The organism is Flagellimonas meishanensis, assembly GCF_019880545.1.
GTDB lineage: Bacteria > Bacteroidota > Bacteroidia > Flavobacteriales > Flavobacteriaceae > Flagellimonas > Flagellimonas meishanensis.
The window spans coordinates 141,014-158,891 of record NZ_JAINVW010000002.1; the positions used below are offsets into that span (position 1 = coordinate 141,014).

The following is a 17,878-nucleotide window of genomic DNA, read 5'->3' on the forward strand; positions in this document are numbered from 1 at the left end:
TGGATGTGAGAAATCTAAACGGAGATTTCCCAATCACTGCGTCTATTTCGAAATGGCATTAGTTTTTTAGTTCATCTATAAATTCTTTTGCACTTAGACCAGGATTATCCGTCTTCATAAAATTCTCACCGATCAAAAAGCCTTGGTAGCCATATTCCCTTAGTTCTTTAATGGCCGCTGTGGAACTGATACCGCTTTCCGAGACTTTTACAAAATCATCTGGAATCCGTTCAGAAAGGGATTTGCTGGTCTCCAGGCTCACCTCAAAGGTCTTTAGGTTGCGGTTGTTCACGCCCAACATATCCAAACTTGGCATGATGGACTTTTGTAATTCTTCTTCATTGTGTACTTCCAAAAGCACGTCCAGTCCCAAACTTTTTGCGGTTTCTGAAAGGGTTTTGATTTCTTCTCGCGACAAAATGGCGGCAATCAACAGAATCACATCGGAACCGTGGGCCTTTGCCTCTACGATTTGGTATTGGTCAATAATAAATTCTTTGCGAAGCAAGGGAATGTCCACAGAAGCCCTTGCCAACACCAAGTCATCCAAAGAGCCACCAAAATATTTGCCATCCGTAAGGACGGATATTCCGCAAACTCCAGCATCTTCATAGCCTTTGGCAACATCCTGTACATTCAAGTTTTGGTTGATGACAGATTTGGATGGGGAACGCCTTTTGTGCTCAGCGATAATGCCGGTTTTGCTATTTCTAAGTGCGGTGGCCAACGAATTGGGAGCCCATTCCATCAACATGGATTGCTCCAATTGCGAAACGGGAATCAGTGATTTTTTCAAATCGACCTCTTTGCGTTTATCGGCCACTATTTTATCTAGTATGTTCATTTGTATTGTTAATTCATTTTAGTGTCATTCCGCACCTGATGCGGAATCCATCAACTGTACCAATCATGGGACAAATCATTCCAGTAAGGGTTTTCTTTTTCAACCAGATCAATTTTCCATTGTCTTTTCCATTTTTTGATTTGTTTTTCCCTTTTAATTGCATCACTAATATTTTGATGGGTTTCAAAATAAACCAATAATTTGAGTCCATACTTTTTGGTGAATCCTTCAATATTTCCGGTTTTATGTTCTAAAATCCTGCGTTCCAAATTATTCGTCACACCAATATATAAAGTCCCGTTACGCGTATTGGCCAAGATGTATACATAATATTGGTGTACGTTTTTATGCATTCTTTTTGGATTCCTGCTTTCGCAGGAATGACAAATTGATAAACTTAGTTCTTACTCAGTTCCTGCAATTTTTTCAATGCCCCCAATCCCTTTCCGGCCAACAAAGATTCCTTGGCTTTTTCAAAACCTGCTTTTGGGGCTATCCCTTGCGCGGTTGCGATGGCCACGCCGGCATTGGCACAGACCACATTGTTCTGGGCTTCGGTTCCCTTTCCCTGGAGAATGCTCATGAAAATCTGGGCGGACTCCGCAACATCGTCTCCGCCGGTAATTTGGACCTGGGAAATGCGCTCCACTCCAAAATCTTGTGGCGTCAATATTCCTTCCGAATTGTTGGAAATGGTCTTGGTATCCCCGGTCAATGAAATTTCATCATAACCATCCAAGGCATGCAGTACGGTAAATTTTTTATCCGTATTCTGATAGAGGTAACCGTACATTCGGGCCAACTCCAAGTTGAACACGCCCACCATCTGGTTTTTTGGGAAGGCAGGGTTCACCATCGGCCCCAACATATTAAAGAAGGTCTTTACGGCCAGTTCTTTTCTGATTGGTCCCACATTTTTCATGGCGGGGTGGAACAGGGGGGCATGCAGCACACAGATTCCCGCTTCATCAATGGATTTTTTCAAAAAATCGGCCTCGTTACTGAATCTTATGCCCAAAAATTCCATTACGTTGCTGCTACCGCATTTGGAGGAAACCCCATAATTACCATGCTTGGTCACCTTTATTCCCGCTCCGGCCGTTACAAAGGATGCCAAAGTGGAAATATTAAAAGTGTCCTTGCCATCTCCACCCGTTCCACAGAGGTCGATGGGGTCGTAATCGGATAAATCCACGGCCATGCAGAGTTCCAACAGCGCGTCACGGAATCCTTCCAGTTCTTCAATGGTGATGCTACGCATCATGTACACCGTAAGAAATGCCGCAATTTGGGAGGTGTTGTAATCACCTTTGGCAATGTTCACCAAAATCTGTTTGGCCTCTTCTTTTGGTAGAATTTCGTGATTGATCAGTTTATTTAATGTCTCTTTCATTTTTTCTTTGTCATTCCGCAGTTGATGCGGAATCTATTTTTGTTGATTATGGATTCCTATTTTCACAGGAATGACACGCGATTCATTTTTCCAACCAATTTTTTAGCATTTGTTTTCCATCTGGTGTGAGTACGGATTCTGGGTGAAACTGAACGGCGGTCACGTCATAGGTTTTGTGCCTAAGCGACATGATCTGGCCATTTTCGTCCAAAGCCGTGGCTTCCAAAACTTCAGGGAGATCTTGGTGCACCACCCAAGAATGGTATCTTCCCACTTGAAGTTTCTTGGGCAGTCCTTTATAAATAGTATCATCCTGGGTAATGGTAATGGTTGTTGCCACACCGTGATAGACTTGGTCCAGGTTGACCAGGCTTCCGCCAAAGACCTCCCCAATGGCCTGTTGCCCCAAGCAGACCCCAAGTATCCGTTTGGTGGGAGCATATTTCTTGATGATTTCCTTGAGCAGTCCCGCTTCATCTGGAATGCCGGGCCCAGGTGATAGTACTATCTCGTTAAAAGGTTCCACATCGTCCAGAGTCAATTGGTCGTTTCGTTTTACCGTGACCTCGCAATCCAAATCTTCCAGATAGTGCACCAAATTGTAGGTGAAGCTATCATAATTGTCGATCATTAATATCCTTCTTCCCATGGCTATATTGTTTCGGCAATTTCCAAGGCTTTGTTCAATGCGCCCAATTTGTTGTAGGTTTCCTGTAATTCATCCTCCGGGCTCGAAGCGGCGACCAATCCCGCACCAGCTTGATAATGGAGTTCATGGTTTTTGCTCAAAAAGGTCCTGATCATGATGGCATGGTTGAAATTTCCCTTGAAATCCATAAAGCCAATCGCTCCGCCATAATAGGAACGGCTTGTTTTCTCGTACTTTTCGATAAGCTGCATGGCCATGTGTTTAGGGGCACCGCTCAATGTTCCCGCAGGGAAGGTGTCCGCCACAATTTTCATGGTGGTGCTGTCCTTTTTCTTTTGTCCGGTTACTTTGGAAACCAAATGGATGACATGGGAGAAATACTGTACCTCCCTATAAGTTTCCACATTCACCGCATTCCCATTGCGGCTGAGGTCGTTTCGGGCCAAATCCACCAACATCACATGCTCGCTGTTTTCCTTATCGTCCTCAGCAAGTTTTTTGGCCAATTCGGCATCTTTTTCATCGTTTCCGGTTCGCTTGTAGGTTCCGGCTATGGGATGGATCTCGGCTTTGCCATCCTTTACGATCAATTGGGCTTCAGGTGAGCTGCCGAATATTTTAAAGTTCCCATAATCAAAATAGAAAAGGTATGGGGAAGGATTAATGGAGCGCAATGCCCTGTATACGTTGAACTCATCACCCTTGAAGCCTTGTGAAAACCTTCGGGAGAGGACCAGTTGGAACACGTCGCCCCTTTGGCAATGTTTTTTGGCCAAGGCCACATGCTCCATATATTCTTCATCTTTCAAATTGGATTTCGGTTCCCCTTCTTTTGAAAAATTATAGGACGCAAAGTTCCGGATGTTGAAAAGCTGTTCCAGTTCCTCCACATTGCTTTCAGAATTGTAACAATGTGCAAAGAGATAGGCCTCGTTCTTAAAGTGGTTGATGGCGATGATGTTTTGATATACCGCATAATAAATGTCCGGAATGTTGATGGAATCCTCTTTTTTGGAAATCTCCACATCTTCAAAATAGCGAACGGCATCGTAGGCCATATAACCAAAAAGCCCATTGTAAATAAACTTGAAGCCGTTTTTTGTGACGGAAAACTTCTGTCCAAAACCATGGATAATTTCGGTAACATCGGTTTTTGGAGTTATGGCCATGACTTCTTTGGCCCCATCTGGAAATTTTTGGGTAATGGTGTCGTTTTCAATCTTGATGTACGCAATTGGATTGCAGCAGATATACGAAAAGCTGTTGTCGTTGGCATGGTAATCGCTACTTTCCAAAAGAATGCTATTCGGGAATTTATCCCGAATTTTCAAATAGACACTTACCGGGGTGATGGTGTCCGCCAGTATTTTTTTAAAGTGCGTCTCTAAGGTATAACTCATCTCAAATTGTATAAATTAAAAAAGGCCTGTCGTGATGACAAGCCTCTTATATGGTTATAATGGGGACTTAGCTCACGACGTTCGACGTAAGTTGGTCCACCACCAAGTATTTACTGTTCTGTTCTTCATTGCTCCAAATATAGAAAGGAATATTTAACCGGCAAACAAAGTTTTGTGCTAAAATTAAAAATCCCGCCCAAAATGTTGAGGGCGGGATTTTCAAACACTAAACTCGGGCCGATTACATCTGCAAGTCAACAACTAGGTCGAACTCATCATAAATGGTCTTGTCCCCAAGATTGTCAAAGAAACTTCCTGAGCCGTATCGCACATCATATTCGGAACGGTCCACTTTCAATGTAGCGGTGGCCTTGCTTCCATACACGGATACGTCAAAAGTCACAGGTTTGGTTATCCCTTTAATGGTAAGGTCTCCGGTTACCTTGTAAGAGTTCTTTCCAGAAGCTTCAACATTGGTGAAAACCAATTTGGAAGTAGGATGGGATGCCGTTGAAAAGAAATCATCAGAATTAAGGTGCCCATCCAGCTTATTTTTGTAATCTCCTTCCAGGTCAGTGGTGTTGATGGAGGCCATGTCCACTACAAATTCTCCACCTACCAATTGGTCACCGTCAAATTCCAAGGCCCCTGACTTTAGGCTTACGGTACCGGTGTGCGAGCCGGTTACCTTATAGGCTTTCCAGGTTACGGTGCTCTCTTCGGTCTTTACTTCTTTGGTTTCCCTGTCAATAGGGTTTGCCATGGCAGAAATTCCAAATACAAGGGAAAGTGCTAAACTTAAATTTCTCTTTTTCATGATTTTGTGATTTTGTTTTAAAAGGTTTATGATTTATATAATGGTAAATAGTTCTTCTTTTGATTTTCTTACTTTGGGCAGATGCTGTGTCTCATCCTCAGCGGATCGGTAACCCACAGCCAGCACAACGGCGGCATTTAGGTTTTTTTCGTTCAATCCCAAAATATCGTTGTATGCCTCAGCCTGGAAACCTTCCATGGGACAGGTGTCTATCTTAAGCTCAGCCGCCGCTTGCATGGTGTTGCTAAAGGCGATGTAAGCTTGTTTTGAGGTCCAATTTTGCTTGGTTTCCGAAGGGAGTTCCAAAAGCTTGGATTTCATGAAATCGGAATAACCTTTCAGTTTATCAACCGAAACTTTTCTCGTCGTTCCCACATTGTCCAGATAGTCATCCACCAGTTCTTCCCCAAAATCGGTGAAGTTGGCAAATACCAGAACATGTGAAGCGTCGGTGACCTGATTTTGTCCCCAAGATGCAGGTTTCAATTTCTCTTTGATTTCCTGATCTGATACGACTATCACATGATAAGGCTGCAATCCGTAGGAAGAAGCGCTCAACCGTGTGGCTTCCAATAGGGTTTTTAAATCTTCATCCGACACTTTTTTGTTGCTGTCGAATTTTTTTGTGGCGTAGCGCCAGTTTCTATGTTCTAAAACACTGTTCATTACAATTCAAAATTTATCTAATAGTTGATTCAATTGTTCCAGTTCCTTATCGGTCAAGTTTTGGACGATATCCTTTTCGGCCTGCGTTACGGCTTTGTCCATCTCAATCAGGGCCTTTTTTCCCTGATCTGTGATTATGATCTCCACCTTCCTGCGATTGGAAGGACAGATTGTCCGGTGCACATAGCCCTTGGCCAAAAGTTTGTCCACCAAGCGCGTGGTATTGCTCATCTTGGTCACCATCCGTTCGTTGAGTGTGGAGAGGTTGGCCGGATTTCCCTTTTGGCCCCTGAGAATCCGCAGCACATTGAACTGTTGCAGGGAAACCTCAAAGGGTTTAAGGGCATTGCCGACAATTTCGTAGATTTTGTTGTGCACAAGACTAACATGAATCAGCGTCCTTGATTCCATGGGCATCTTTTTTGAAGTCTTGATTATTTCCTCTACATTCATGTATAAACAATAATTGTATATACAAATATATAATTGCTTTTTTAATATGCGACATAGGGAAGCCATAAACTTTTGTTAAAAAGAAAGTGAGGGGGAGCACATTATTTAATTTTAATCCAATAACTGGAACAAGATGAGAGACTTTTCGGGATTCGTGCTGCTATCGCTTCTTTTCCTATTCGGATGTAACAGCAAGACCGCAGACAAAAAGGAATCCGACATCACCGAACAAAGCACCCATTTGGAAGCACCAATCCTTCTGAATGACGGCACCTCCAAATTTCCGGTATATGATTTTACCAGTTTTGAACCGCTCTTGAACCGTGAGGATGACAAGACATACATCATCAACTTTTGGGCCACCTGGTGCAAACCCTGTATTGAGGAAATGCCCCATTTTGAACGTATAAATGCCGAGCAACAGGAAAATAACGTTGAGGTCATCCTGGTCAGTCTGGATATGCCAAGCATGTGGAAGACCCGCTTGGAACCCTATGTGGAAAGCAAGGGGATACAATCCAGGGTGGTCATATTGGACGACCCAAAGCAAAACGATTGGATTCCAAAAATATCGGAAGAATGGGGTGGGGGAATTCCCGCTACCTTAATATATAACAAAAACAAAAAGAGCTTCTACGAGCGTAGCTTCACCTACGACGAACTAAATGCGGAACTGCAAAAATTTATAAATTGAAGAAGGCATGAAAACAATCAAAAACATAGGACTACTAGTTTTGTTGGTTGCCCTTGTGGCATTCTCGTCCGAAAAATTCAACTTGGATACAGGGTATGGTATCGGGGATGTGGCTGCGGATTTCTCCCTAAAGAATGTGGATGGGAACACAGTTTCGCTGGCTGATTATGAAGAAGCCAAAGGTTTTTTGGTGATTTTTACCTGCAATACCTGCCCCTATGCCGTGGCGTATGAGGATAGGATCATAGCGCTCGATGCCAAATACAAATCTTTGGGAGTTCCCGTGATTGCCGTCAATCCCAATAACCCTGCCGCCAAACCAGGCGACAGTTTTGAAAAAATGAAGGAAAGGGCAACCGAAAAAGGGTTTACTTTTCCCTATCTACTTGATGAGGGCCAGAAGGTCTATCCACAGTATGGAGCAACCAAGACGCCCCATGTATACCTGTTGGAAAAGACAGATGAGGGCAATATTGTTAGGTATATCGGGGCCATTGACGATAACTATCAAGATGCCTCCCAAGTGGATGAAAGATTTGTTGAAAATGCCGTGGATGCCATGTTGGTCGGTCGGGAAATTGAAGTGAAGACCACGCGGGCCATAGGGTGTGGAATAAAATAGGAACATCAAAAAATAAATGGGAACAATCCGGAGGTAATGCTCCGGATTTTTATTTTTGTGGAATCAAAATTCAAGAAAATGTCAGATTTGTCACAAGAAGAATGGGCGGAACAATTGGAAAACGACAACAACTCCTTCATTTTGGATGTCAGAACCCTAGAAGAGGTGGAGGAAGGTTATATCCCAGGTGCCACCAACATCGATATATATTTGGGACAGGAGTTTTTGGACGCCTTGGAAAAGCTAGACAAGACCAAGAACTACTACGTCTATTGCAGATCTGGCAATCGCAGTGGGCAGGCCTGCGCCATTATGAACAGCATAGGTTTTGAAAACACCTACAATTTGGAGGGAGGCTTCATGAACTGGGAAGGTGAAATAGCGGAATAGAGTTCCAAATTGGCCCGTAACCGTTGAAGTTGATTATCAATTTTTTATATTGGTCCCATGAAGGAAGACTTGCTCCAATTTATTTGGGGGCAAAACAAGCTTCATGGAAGACAACTTACCTCAACTGCCAAGGAAGCCCTATTTGTTAAGGCCCCGGGGACTCCAAACCCCTATGCCGGTCCCGATTTTTTCAATGCACAGGTTGAGATTGGGGGCCAGTTGTGGGCGGGCAACATTGAAATCCATTTAAGATCATCGGATTGGTATGCCCATAACCATGAAAAGGACCCGCATTATGACAATGTCATCCTGCACGTAGTTTGGGAAGATGACGTTTCCGTATTCAGAAAGGATGGCTCGCCAATCCCTACATTGGAGTTGAAGCAGCATGTTCCCGAATCTACGTTGACAAAATATCAGCAACTCCTCCAAAATCCAAGGACCACATTTATAAACTGTGAGAAGAATTTTTCTCAAATAGACGCCTTTTTGGTAAATCAGTGGTTTCATCGTCTGTATGTGGAACGATTGGAAAAGAAATCCCTCGTAATTCAAGACCATTTGAAAAGGACCAATAAGGATTGGGAGGCCGTCTTGTTTGCCATGCTGCTCAAGAATTTTGGATCTACCATAAATGGGGAATTTTTCATGTCCAGGGCCATGCAGCTTGATTTCTCCATTATCAGAAAGACCCGAAATGACCTTAACATGTTGGAAAGCCTCTTATTTGGCTATTTTGGACTATTGCCGGATTTAGACTGCACAGATTCCTATTATTTAATGTTGAAAAAAGAATATAAATATCTATCACAAAAGTTTGATTTGTCCACTGCCATGGAGGTTCCCAAATTCTATGGCCTGCGCCCCTCGGGCTTTCCAACCATTCGCATGTCGCAATTGGCGAATCTTTATCATAAACAAGACGGGCTATTTGCAGCGCTGATGGAACTAAAGGATCTTGATGCCCTTGATGCTTTGTTGGATCAATCGACCACAAACTATTGGCAAAACCATTACACCTTTGGTAAAACCTCTCGCAGGAGCGTGAAAAAAGTTTCGAAAGCGTTTAAAGATCTATTGATCATAAATACTTTGATCCCACTGCGGTTTTGTTACAACAACCATTTGGGAAGACCCCAGAGCGATCAGCTTATCGATTGGATTGAGGAACTGGAGGCAGAACGGAACTCCATTGTGAATGGATTTAAAAATTTGGGAGCCACGGCAAAGAACGCACTCGAGAGTCAGTCCCAAGTGCAACTGTACAATAACTACTGTTCAAAAAATAAATGTTTGCAATGTACTTTGGGCGCACATTTATTGAATAGAAATATATAATTTTAGCCATGGCTTTATTTTACGAAACGCTGTACTACTTTCAAAAAAGGGGCTTTGAGGTCTGCCGGCGCATAGCCGAACGTTTGGGTATTCGGGCAAGGGTGGTGCGCACTACCTTTATCTATTTGACCTTCGTTACCCTGGGCTTTGGTTTTGCCCTATATCTGTTCATCGCCTTTTGGCTGCGTATCAAGGATTTGGTATACACAAAGAGAACTTCAGTTTTTGACCTGTAACTATGATTAGACTTTTACGTTCCAAAATACTGTTGGCCCTATCATTGATGGTCTTGGTGCTCACGTTCGGGGTCCTGGGATACAAATTTATCTCCGGTTTTACCTGGATAGAGGCCATTTACATGACAATCATCACGGTGACCACTGTGGGCTTTGCCGAGGTGAGGCCATTGGATGCGGATGCAAAGATTTTTACCGTATTTTTAATCGTAACCAGTGTTTTTATCTTTGGTTTTGCCATCTCCGTGATCACCGAATATATTTTGGGAAGAAATTCGTTGGAACTTTTAAAAAAGAAAAAAGTGAAAAAGCAGATAGACAGTCTTTCAAACCACGTAGTGGTTTGTGGTTTTGGCAGAAATGGCATGCAGGCCGCCGAAAAATTGATGGCCTACAAGAAACCGTTCGTAGTCGTTGAAAAGGATAGGGAAATTGTGGACCGCTACGGGGAGGATATCTTGTTCGTTGAAGGCGATGCCAATGAAGATGAGACCTTGCTTCAGGCCGGTATTGAACGGGCGCAGTACCTGATTACCGCCGTACCCGACGATGCTGCCAACCTTTTCATAGTCCTGTCCGCCCGTCAGCTCAACAAAGATCTCTTTATTATCAGTAGGGCTTCCCAGATTACCTCCCTCAAGAAATTAGAATTTGCCGGTGCAAACAAGGTCATTATGCCCGATAAAATTGGTGGCGACCACATGGCCTCTTTGGTGGTCATGCCCGATCTGATAACTTTTATGGATAAATTGTCCATGGAGGGGGAGCATACCACCAATTTGGAAGAAGTGGAAATAGAGGATTTTACCGATCAAATAGATTGCAGTTCACTGAGAGATCTGGATCTAAGAAGAAAAACAGGATGTACCATAATTGGATATATTGATCCCAACGGGAAGTATATAATCAATCCCGAAGCTGACCTTAAGCTGGAACCCAAAGGAAAGGTAATTGTCCTTGGAAGGCCGGAACAGATACAAAAACTGAACGATATGTTCCACATTGGATAGGTGGCACCATCGGCTCATCAAGAAAAGGTAATACATAAATTGTATCCATTTATACATCCTCAGTGACCATTTGTGCAAAGACAGTTTTGGAAAAAAATCATAGTCCTAGTTTTGCGCCCTCATATCAAAAAACGGACAGTTTCATTTAAACTATTGCCACGTCTATTTTAAGGTACAATTTGATTGGGTTAATAATTTTTAGGATATTGTCGGGATTATAAAAAAATAATATAACAAAACAACCATTATGAAGCAGCGACTTCTTTTAATTTTCACCTTGTTTTTACCACTGATTGGTTTTACCCAAGAAGCAGCCGAAAAAGGGCTTGATGAACGGGTAAATGATGCATTTATGCCGATAGCGGTATGGTGGGAAGGATTCATTTTGACAGCCATACCCATTGGAGGGTTCAACATACCCATTGTACTTATCCTATTGGTATTCGGCGCAACGTTCTTCACATTTTATTTTAAGTTTCCAAACATTTTAAAGTTTCCATTGGCCATTAGCGTTGTACGCGGAAAATATGAGGAAGTTGAAAAGTATGGTCTGGAAAAAGTAGAGCTCCACATGACAGATGATGGTGACATCCCGGATACCATACGGGATGAGAGTGAGGAAGGAGAGGTAAGCCATTTTCAAGCTTTGGCCACCGCCGTTTCTGGTACCGTGGGTCTTGGAAACATAGCAGGTGTGGCCGTTGCAATTGCCTTGGGCGGACCTGGAGCCACTTTTTGGATGATTGTGTGCGGGTTGATAGGAATGTCCACCAAGTTTGTGGAATGTACCCTGGGTGTGAAATACCGTGATGTTGACAAAAATGGGGTGGTGCATGGTGGTCCCATGTATTATCTCTCAAAAGGACTGGAAACCAAAGGATTAAAAGGCTTAGGGAAGGTGCTGGCCGTATTATTTGCGGTGCTCTGTGTAGGGGCCTCTTTTGGAGGTGGAAATGCATTTCAGTCCAATCAGGCAGCGGTACAGTTGTCCACAATGTTCAATCTTGAAGGTGGTGCCGTAGGTGTCATCATAGGTATTGTTCTTTCCATTTTGGTTGGTATAGTCATTATTGGTGGTATCAAGAAAATAGCAAGTGTTACCGAAAAGATTGTTCCTTTTATGGCGGTAATCTATGTAATAGCCTCGTTGGTGATCATTTTTGCCAATATCAAGTATTTGGGTGATGCCGTTTCAATGATTTTTGCCGGAGCATTCACTCCAGAGGCAGGTTTGGGCGGTATATTGGGTGTTATAATTGTAGGTTTCCAAAGGGCAGCGTTTTCCAATGAGGCCGGAGCTGGTTCCGCATCCATTGCCCACTCTGCGGTTAAGACCAAATATGCAGCTTCAGAAGGACTGGTTGCGCTCATGGAGCCGTTTATAGATACTGTGGTAATCTGCACGATGACTGCATTGGTCATTATTTTCTTCAATATGGATGCTGGTGCCTTTGATTATGGAAATGCCGTTGGAAGCACTGTATTGATAAACGAATCGGGAGCTTATGTAGGCGGTGTTGATTTGACATCGATGGCCTATGACTCGGTTATACCCGGATTCAGATATGTGCTTACCATTGCGATTGTTCTCTTCGCATTTTCCACCATGATTTCTTGGTCTTATTATGGACTCCAGTCATGGAAGTATCTTTTTGGAAGGGGAAAAACAGCGGATATGCTTTACAAAATATTGTTCCTTGTTTTTGTGGTTGTTGGTGCTGCTGCCACTTTGGACGCCGTGATCAAATTTTCCGACGCTATGATTTTGGCCCTCGTGTTTCCTAATATGGTGGGATTATTGATTCTTTTCCCGAAGGTTAAAGAGGAGCTTAAAAGATATACCAAAGCCATTAATAAGGTATACAACTAATCCTTAAAAAGTTCAACAGATTGAAATCCCACTTCAAATTCAATAAACAGGAACGAAGTGGGATTTTCTTTTTATTGTTTATCATCGTCGTTCTGCAAGGGGTATACTATTATGTAAAGACCCAACCCAATCAAAAGGAATCCAATCTGGTGTTGAACACCTTCGAGCAGGCCAAATTGGATAGCCTAAAGAATAATGTTCAAAAGGATACGACAAAGATTTTTCCTTTCAATGCAAATTACCTTACCGATTACCGGGGATATGTATTGGGAATGTCCACAGAACAAATTGACAGGCTTCTTGCCTATAGAAAACAGAACAATTATGTCAACTCTGTGGAAGAGTTTCAGCGCATAACCCAGGTACCCGATTCCACGCTTTCCAAATTGCGTCCCTATCTTAAGTTTCCTCAATGGACTGACCCCCAGCGTTCATGGCAAAAAGGGAAATCATCGTTATCTAAAGCTATTGTGGTGGATAAAAAAGATCTCAATAAGGTTTCGGCCGAGGAACTGACCACAATAAATGGTATCGGAGAGGTACTGTCCCAAAGAATTGTAAAATTTAGGGATAGGTTAGGTGGTTTCATTGTCAACGAGCAATTGTATGATGTTTATGGATTGGAACCAGAGGTGGTACAGCGTGTCCTGCATCATTTTGATGTGATGGAAACCCCGACCGTTGAAAAGATAAACATCAACAAAGCCTCCGAGGGACAACTATCCCGTTTGGTTTACATAAACAAAGAATTGGCACGGCAGATAATCGTCACCAGAGACAGTAAGGGCGGCTTTATTTCGTTGGATGAATTGGGCCAGGTCCCAAATTTTCCAACTGATAGGATTGAGAGAATTAAGTTATATTTGCAGTTGTAAAAAAATTGCGTTGATGATTACCGATACCTTGTCCAAAATGAATTTTGATTATTCGGAAACCCAAAAAATGGTTGCCGAATCCGCGCGTGAGTTTGCCAGGCAATATATTCTTCCCCATGTCATGGAATGGGACGAGTCCCAGACTTTTCCCGTTGAGGTTTTTAAAAAAGCCGGTGAACTTGGTTTTATGGGTGTTTTGGTCCCTGAGGAACTTGGAGGCTCGGGCTTGGGATATCACGAGTACATCGCCATCTTGGAAGAAATCTCCAAGGTGGACCCTGCCATAGGTCTCTCCGTAGCGGCACACAATTCCCTTTGCACCAATCATATTCTTTCATTTGGGAATGAGGATCAAAAACAAAGGTGGATACCAAAATTGGCCTCTGCCGAGTGGTTGGGAGCTTGGGGGCTTACCGAACACAATACCGGTTCCGATGCGGGTGGAATGAATACAACGGCCGTAAAGGATGGGGACTTTTGGATTTTGAACGGCGCAAAAAACTTCATAACACACGGAAAAAGTGGAGATATAGCCGTAGTGATAGCCCGGACTGGTGAGAAAGGCGACAGCCATGGGATGACGGCCTTTGCTGTTGAAAAGGGCACGCCCGGATTCACTAGTGGAAAAAAGGAGGACAAACTGGGCATGCGCGCCAGTGAAACGGCAGAGTTGATATTTTCGGATTGCAGGATTCCCGATGAAAACCGATTGGGTGAAATTGGTGATGGATTTGTCCAATCGATGAAAATATTGGATGGCGGACGGATTTCAATAGGTGCACTATCGCTTGGGGTGGCCAAGGGGGCGTATGAAGCTGCACTAAAGTATTCCAAGGAAAGGGTGCAGTTTGGGAAACCAATAAGCGAGTTCCAGGGCATATCCTTTAAACTGGCGGACATGGCCACAGAGATAGAAGCGTCCGAACTGTTGTTGCACAAGGCCGCCTTCCTAAAAAACGAGGGCAGGCCCATGACCAAATTGAGTGCCATGTGCAAAATGTTCGCTTCCGAAGTGTGCGTGAAAATTGCCAATGATGCCGTCCAGATTCATGGTGGCTATGGATATACCAAGGACTTTCCAGTGGAGAAATTCTACCGGGATGCCAAACTCTGTACTATAGGTGAGGGGACCACAGAGATTCAAAAAGTGGTAATCTCAAGAAAAATTTTAAAGTAATTTGCACCGTAAATATTATTAAATGTATATTTGCGCTCCAAAAATCTAAAAGAAAGGAGGTTGTTGCCCATGTTAATAATACCTGTAAAAGAAGGAGAAAACATCGATAGAGCTTTAAAACGTTTCAAGCGCAAGTTTGACAGAACAGGCACCATGCGTCGATTGAGAAGCAAACAGCAGTTTACCAAACCTTCTGTGGAACGAAGAGCTGAAATTCAAAAAGCTCAGTACATACAAAGTTTGAGGGACAAGGAAGAAATCTAAAAGCTTGTACCTTATGCCATATTTGATCCCATTGTGATTTTCATGATGGGATTTTTCTTTTTATGATCTTGGGACCATCAAATTTGGCTAATTTTGAATTGTGTCCCTGTCCGCTTTCATATCGTACCTGAAGTTCGAGAAAAATTACTCCAAGCATACCATTGCTGCTTACGAAAGGGACATCAATGAGTTTTCAAGCTTTTGCAAAGCCCGGTTTGAAATGGAGTCCATTGAGCAAATGGAGTATGGCATCATTCGAAGTTGGATAGTGGCCCTTGTGGATTCCAAGGTTACCAACAGAACCGTGAACAGAAAAATATCCTCATTGCGGTCATACTATCGTTTTTTGCAGAAGATTGGCCAGATCAAGGCATCACCTTTGGTAAAGCACAGGGCCTTGAAGACCAAAAAAAGGGTTGAGGTACCATTTTCTGAAATGGAGATGGAGCAAGTGTTGTCCGAAATACCCTTTGCAGATGATTTTGAAGGGAAGCGCGATCAGCTGATGATAGAACTGCTATATACCACTGGCATGCGCAGGACGGAATTGGTGAATCTTAAGCTGACTGATTTTGATAGAGCGAACAACACCCTTAAGGTTCTGGGAAAAAGAAACAAGGAAAGAATACTGCCCCTGTTGCCAACCACGATCATAAAACTCAATAACTACCTGGAGCATCGCCGCCAGACAGTGATAGATTCAGATCATGGATTTTTGTTCCTGACCAAGGAAGGATCTAAAATTTATGAAACACTTGTTTATCGCACCATAAATAAGTATTTTAGTTTAGTATCGCCAAAGGTAAAAAGGAGTCCCCATGTGTTAAGGCATACCTTTGCAACGCATTTATTGAACAGGGGTGCGGATTTGAATTCGGTCAAGGAATTACTGGGTCATTCCAGCTTGGCTTCAACCCAGGTGTACACACACAGCAGTATTGCCGAATTGAAAAAAGTGCACTTGAAGGCCCATCCTAGGAACAAGGAATAAAGACTCCTTCTATGTTTAACCAAGCTGTCACTTGGGGGCAGCGCAAAAAAAAACGGTATTTTATGAAAGTAAACGCACAATCGGTCAATTTTGTAGCTGATGGAAAACTTATTGACTTTATCCAAAAAAAGATGGATAAATTGGAACTGTTCTATGACAAGATCATAGGTGCTGACGTTTATTTGAAGGTGGACAACACCAATGCAAAGGAAAATAAGATTGTAGAGATCATGGTTTTGGTGCCCCGTGATAAATTTATGGTGAAGAAACAGTGCAAATCCTTTGAGGAAGCAGTGGATTCAGCATGCAGTTCCTTGGAGCGCCAATTGGTTAAAAAGAAAGAAAAACAAAGGGAGAGTGCTTGATCAAAATTTTTGAAAATTTATTTTGATTCAAAAAATAAATATATACATTTGCAGTCCGTTAGAAATAACGGGCTTTTTTTATGGTCAAAAGGCGGTAAAATGCCGATATAGCTCAGTTGGCTAGAGCAGCTGATTTGTAATCAGCAGGTCGTGGGTTCGAGTCCCTCTATCGGCTCGTAAGTTACTGAAAATTAAGGCTGGGGAGATACTCAAGCGGCCAACGAGGACAGACTGTAAATCTGTTGGTTTTCACCTTCGCAGGTTCGAATCCTGCTCTCCCCACACAATTAGTTGCACACGCAACGGGGATTATGTTTTTTTTGAAATATTGAGAACTTTGGGCTTAGCCCAAAAAAATGCGGGAGTAGCTCAGTTGGTAGAGCGTCAGCCTTCCAAGCTGAATGTCGCCGGTTCGAACCCGGTCTCCCGCTCTAAGACAATGCCATTCCTGCGAAGGCAGGAGTCGCGACCGTTTCAGGTTGTAGATTCAACACTTTACGCCGGTGTAGCTCAGGGGTAGAGCGTTTCCTTGGTAAGGAAGAGGTCACGGGTTCAAATCCCGTCATTGGCTCAAAACGATTTGTACACTAATATAAACTAAGATTAAAATTATTTTAAAATGGCAAAGGAAACTTTCAATCGTTCCAAACCGCACTTAAATATTGGTACCATTGGACACGTGGATCACGGTAAAACTACATTGACTGCCGCTATTACAACTGTATTGGCGAATGCAGGTCTATCTGAGGTAAGAAGCTTTGATTCTATTGACAATGCACCAGAGGAAAAGGAAAGAGGAATTACAATCAATACTTCACACGTTGAGTATCAAACAGCTGCTCGTCACTATGCACACGTTGACTGTCCAGGTCACGCGGATTATGTGAAAAACATGGTTACCGGTGCCGCACAGATGGACGGTGCCATTTTGGTGGTTGCTGCTACAGATGGTCCAATGCCACAGACTCGTGAGCACATCCTATTGGGACGTCAGGTTGGTATTCCAAGAATCGTTGTTTTCTTGAACAAAGTTGACATGGTTGACGATGAGGAGCTTTTGGAACTTGTTGAAATGGAAGTAAGGGAATTGCTTTCTTTCTATGAGTACGATGGCGACAATGGACCTGTTATTGCCGGATCAGCGCTTGGTGCATTGAACGGAGAGCAAAAGTGGGTTGACACCGTAATGGAGTTGATGAATGCCGTTGATGAATGGATTGAGCTTCCGCAAAGGGATGTTGACAAGCCTTTCTTGATGCCTGTTGAAGATGTATTCACCATTACTGGTCGTGGTACCGTTGCCACTGGCCGTATCGAAACTGGAGTTGCCAACACTGGTGATCCTGTTGAGATCATTGGTATGGGAGCTGAGAAATTGACTTCTACCATTACTGGTGTTGAGATGTTCCGTAAAATTTTGGACAGGGGTGAAGCAGGTGATAACGTAGGTATCCTTTTGAGAGGTATTGAAAAATCCGATATCAAAAGAGGTATGGTAATCTGTAAGCCAGGTTCCGTTAAGCCACATGCCAAGTTCAAGGCGGAGGTCTATATCCTTAAGAAAGAAGAAGGTGGCCGTCACACGCCATTCCATAACAACTACCGTCCACAGTTCTACGTTCGTACAACTGACGTAACAGGAAATATCGTACTTCCTGACGGTGTTGAAATGGTGATGCCAGGTGACAACTTGACCATCACTGTTGATTTGATCCAGCCAATCGCGTTGAACGTGGGTCTACGTTTCGCCATCCGTGAAGGTGGTAGAACAGTAGGTGCTGGTCAGGTCACTGAGATTTTGGATTAAATCATTTTACAATAAAT

At 43.1% G+C, this 17,878-nt stretch carries 21 protein-coding genes and 4 tRNA genes; 17 read left to right on the forward strand and 8 right to left on the reverse strand.

The features are described 5' to 3' along the window. Positions 1-58: 58 nt before the first annotated feature. From trpC to K7G75_RS07280, 8 genes are all read right to left on the reverse strand, one after another. Positions 59-844, reverse strand: a complete 786-nt coding sequence (gene trpC, locus K7G75_RS07245) for an indole-3-glycerol phosphate synthase TrpC (RefSeq protein WP_222983588.1) — start codon at positions 842-844, stop codon at positions 59-61. 50 nt (positions 845-894) lie between these two features. Then, entirely contained in the window at positions 895-1,197 is a 303-nt protein-coding gene (locus tag K7G75_RS07250; RefSeq protein WP_222983589.1) for a GIY-YIG nuclease family protein, read from the reverse strand. 44 nt (positions 1,198-1,241) lie between these two features. Further along, complete coding sequence (trpD, locus tag K7G75_RS07255; RefSeq protein WP_222983590.1) at positions 1,242-2,237, reverse strand: anthranilate phosphoribosyltransferase; 996 nt, start codon at positions 2,235-2,237, stop codon at positions 1,242-1,244. 82 nt (positions 2,238-2,319) lie between these two features. Further along, entirely contained in the window at positions 2,320-2,886 is a 567-nt protein-coding gene (locus tag K7G75_RS07260; RefSeq protein ID WP_222983591.1) for an anthranilate synthase component II, read from the reverse strand. Positions 2,887-2,888: 2 nt separating this feature from the next. Beyond that, on the reverse strand, positions 2,889-4,286 hold the full coding sequence (locus K7G75_RS07265; RefSeq protein WP_222983592.1) for an anthranilate synthase component I family protein: 1,398 nt from the start codon (positions 4,284-4,286) through the stop codon (positions 2,889-2,891). A gap of 241 nt (positions 4,287-4,527) precedes the next feature. After that, positions 4,528-5,103, reverse strand: coding sequence for a YceI family protein (locus tag K7G75_RS07270; RefSeq protein WP_222983593.1), 576 nt, complete (start codon positions 5,101-5,103; stop codon positions 4,528-4,530). 33 nt (positions 5,104-5,136) lie between these two features. Continuing rightward, positions 5,137-5,769 (reverse strand): NAD(P)H-dependent oxidoreductase, encoded by a 633-nt coding sequence (locus K7G75_RS07275; protein WP_222983594.1) that lies wholly within the window; start codon positions 5,767-5,769, stop codon positions 5,137-5,139. Positions 5,770-5,775: 6 nt separating this feature from the next. Continuing rightward, positions 5,776-6,222, reverse strand: a complete 447-nt coding sequence (locus tag K7G75_RS07280; protein WP_222983595.1) for a MarR family winged helix-turn-helix transcriptional regulator — start codon at positions 6,220-6,222, stop codon at positions 5,776-5,778. A gap of 133 nt (positions 6,223-6,355) precedes the next feature. Here K7G75_RS07280 and K7G75_RS07285 point away from each other — a divergent pair, with 133 nt between their 5' ends. The 17 genes from K7G75_RS07285 to tuf all read left to right on the forward strand — a co-directional run bounded on the left by K7G75_RS07285 (position 6,356) and on the right by tuf (position 17,861). Continuing rightward, the gene (locus K7G75_RS07285) at positions 6,356-6,916 is read left to right on the forward strand and encodes a TlpA family protein disulfide reductase (protein WP_222983596.1); all 561 of its coding nucleotides are present in this window, start codon (positions 6,356-6,358) and stop codon (positions 6,914-6,916) included. Between the two features lie 7 nt (positions 6,917-6,923). Further along, positions 6,924-7,538: a thioredoxin family protein gene (locus K7G75_RS07290; protein ID WP_222983597.1), complete on the forward strand. Its 615-nt coding sequence runs from the start codon at positions 6,924-6,926 to the stop codon at positions 7,536-7,538. A 78-nt stretch (positions 7,539-7,616) separates the two neighbouring features. Next, positions 7,617-7,928, forward strand: a complete 312-nt coding sequence (locus K7G75_RS07295) for a rhodanese-like domain-containing protein (protein ID WP_222983598.1) — start codon at positions 7,617-7,619, stop codon at positions 7,926-7,928. A 57-nt stretch (positions 7,929-7,985) separates the two neighbouring features. Beyond that, positions 7,986-9,266 carry a DUF2851 family protein gene (locus K7G75_RS07300; RefSeq protein ID WP_222983599.1) on the forward strand — a complete coding sequence of 427 codons (1,281 nt, stop codon included), beginning with the start codon at positions 7,986-7,988 and terminating at the stop codon, positions 9,264-9,266. 8 nt (positions 9,267-9,274) lie between these two features. Then, positions 9,275-9,502 carry a PspC domain-containing protein gene (locus K7G75_RS07305; protein ID WP_222983600.1) on the forward strand — a complete coding sequence of 76 codons (228 nt, stop codon included), beginning with the start codon at positions 9,275-9,277 and terminating at the stop codon, positions 9,500-9,502. A gap of 2 nt (positions 9,503-9,504) precedes the next feature. Then, positions 9,505-10,512, forward strand: coding sequence for a potassium channel family protein (locus K7G75_RS07310; protein ID WP_222983601.1), 1,008 nt, complete (start codon positions 9,505-9,507; stop codon positions 10,510-10,512). Positions 10,513-10,759: 247 nt separating this feature from the next. Beyond that, positions 10,760-12,382, forward strand: coding sequence for an alanine/glycine:cation symporter family protein (locus K7G75_RS07315; RefSeq protein ID WP_222983602.1), 1,623 nt, complete (start codon positions 10,760-10,762; stop codon positions 12,380-12,382). Between the two features lie 20 nt (positions 12,383-12,402). After that, a complete protein-coding gene (locus tag K7G75_RS07320; protein ID WP_262420281.1) occupies positions 12,403-13,257 on the forward strand; it encodes a helix-hairpin-helix domain-containing protein in 855 nt (284 codons plus the stop codon). Between the two features lie 37 nt (positions 13,258-13,294). Beyond that, on the forward strand, positions 13,295-14,434 hold the full coding sequence (locus K7G75_RS07325; protein ID WP_222983712.1) for an acyl-CoA dehydrogenase family protein: 1,140 nt from the start codon (positions 13,295-13,297) through the stop codon (positions 14,432-14,434). A gap of 69 nt (positions 14,435-14,503) precedes the next feature. Continuing rightward, a complete protein-coding gene (gene rpsU / locus K7G75_RS07330) occupies positions 14,504-14,698 on the forward strand; it encodes a 30S ribosomal protein S21 (protein ID WP_222983603.1) in 195 nt (64 codons plus the stop codon). A 100-nt stretch (positions 14,699-14,798) separates the two neighbouring features. Further along, on the forward strand, positions 14,799-15,689 hold the full coding sequence (locus tag K7G75_RS07335) for a tyrosine-type recombinase/integrase (protein WP_222983604.1): 891 nt from the start codon (positions 14,799-14,801) through the stop codon (positions 15,687-15,689). A gap of 62 nt (positions 15,690-15,751) precedes the next feature. Next, positions 15,752-16,054 (forward strand): ribosome hibernation-promoting factor, HPF/YfiA family, encoded by a 303-nt coding sequence (hpf, locus tag K7G75_RS07340; protein ID WP_222983605.1) that lies wholly within the window; start codon positions 15,752-15,754, stop codon positions 16,052-16,054. Between the two features lie 101 nt (positions 16,055-16,155). Further along, positions 16,156-16,229 (forward strand) — tRNA-Thr (locus K7G75_RS07345). Positions 16,230-16,253: 24 nt separating this feature from the next. Next, a tRNA-Tyr gene (locus K7G75_RS07350) sits at positions 16,254-16,336 on the forward strand. A gap of 76 nt (positions 16,337-16,412) precedes the next feature. Further along, positions 16,413-16,485, forward strand: a tRNA-Gly gene (locus tag K7G75_RS07355). A gap of 68 nt (positions 16,486-16,553) precedes the next feature. Continuing rightward, a tRNA-Thr gene (locus K7G75_RS07360) sits at positions 16,554-16,625 on the forward strand. Between the two features lie 48 nt (positions 16,626-16,673). Then, on the forward strand, positions 16,674-17,861 hold the full coding sequence (gene tuf / locus K7G75_RS07365) for an elongation factor Tu (protein ID WP_222983606.1): 1,188 nt from the start codon (positions 16,674-16,676) through the stop codon (positions 17,859-17,861). The last annotated feature ends 17 nt before the right edge of the window (positions 17,862-17,878 follow it).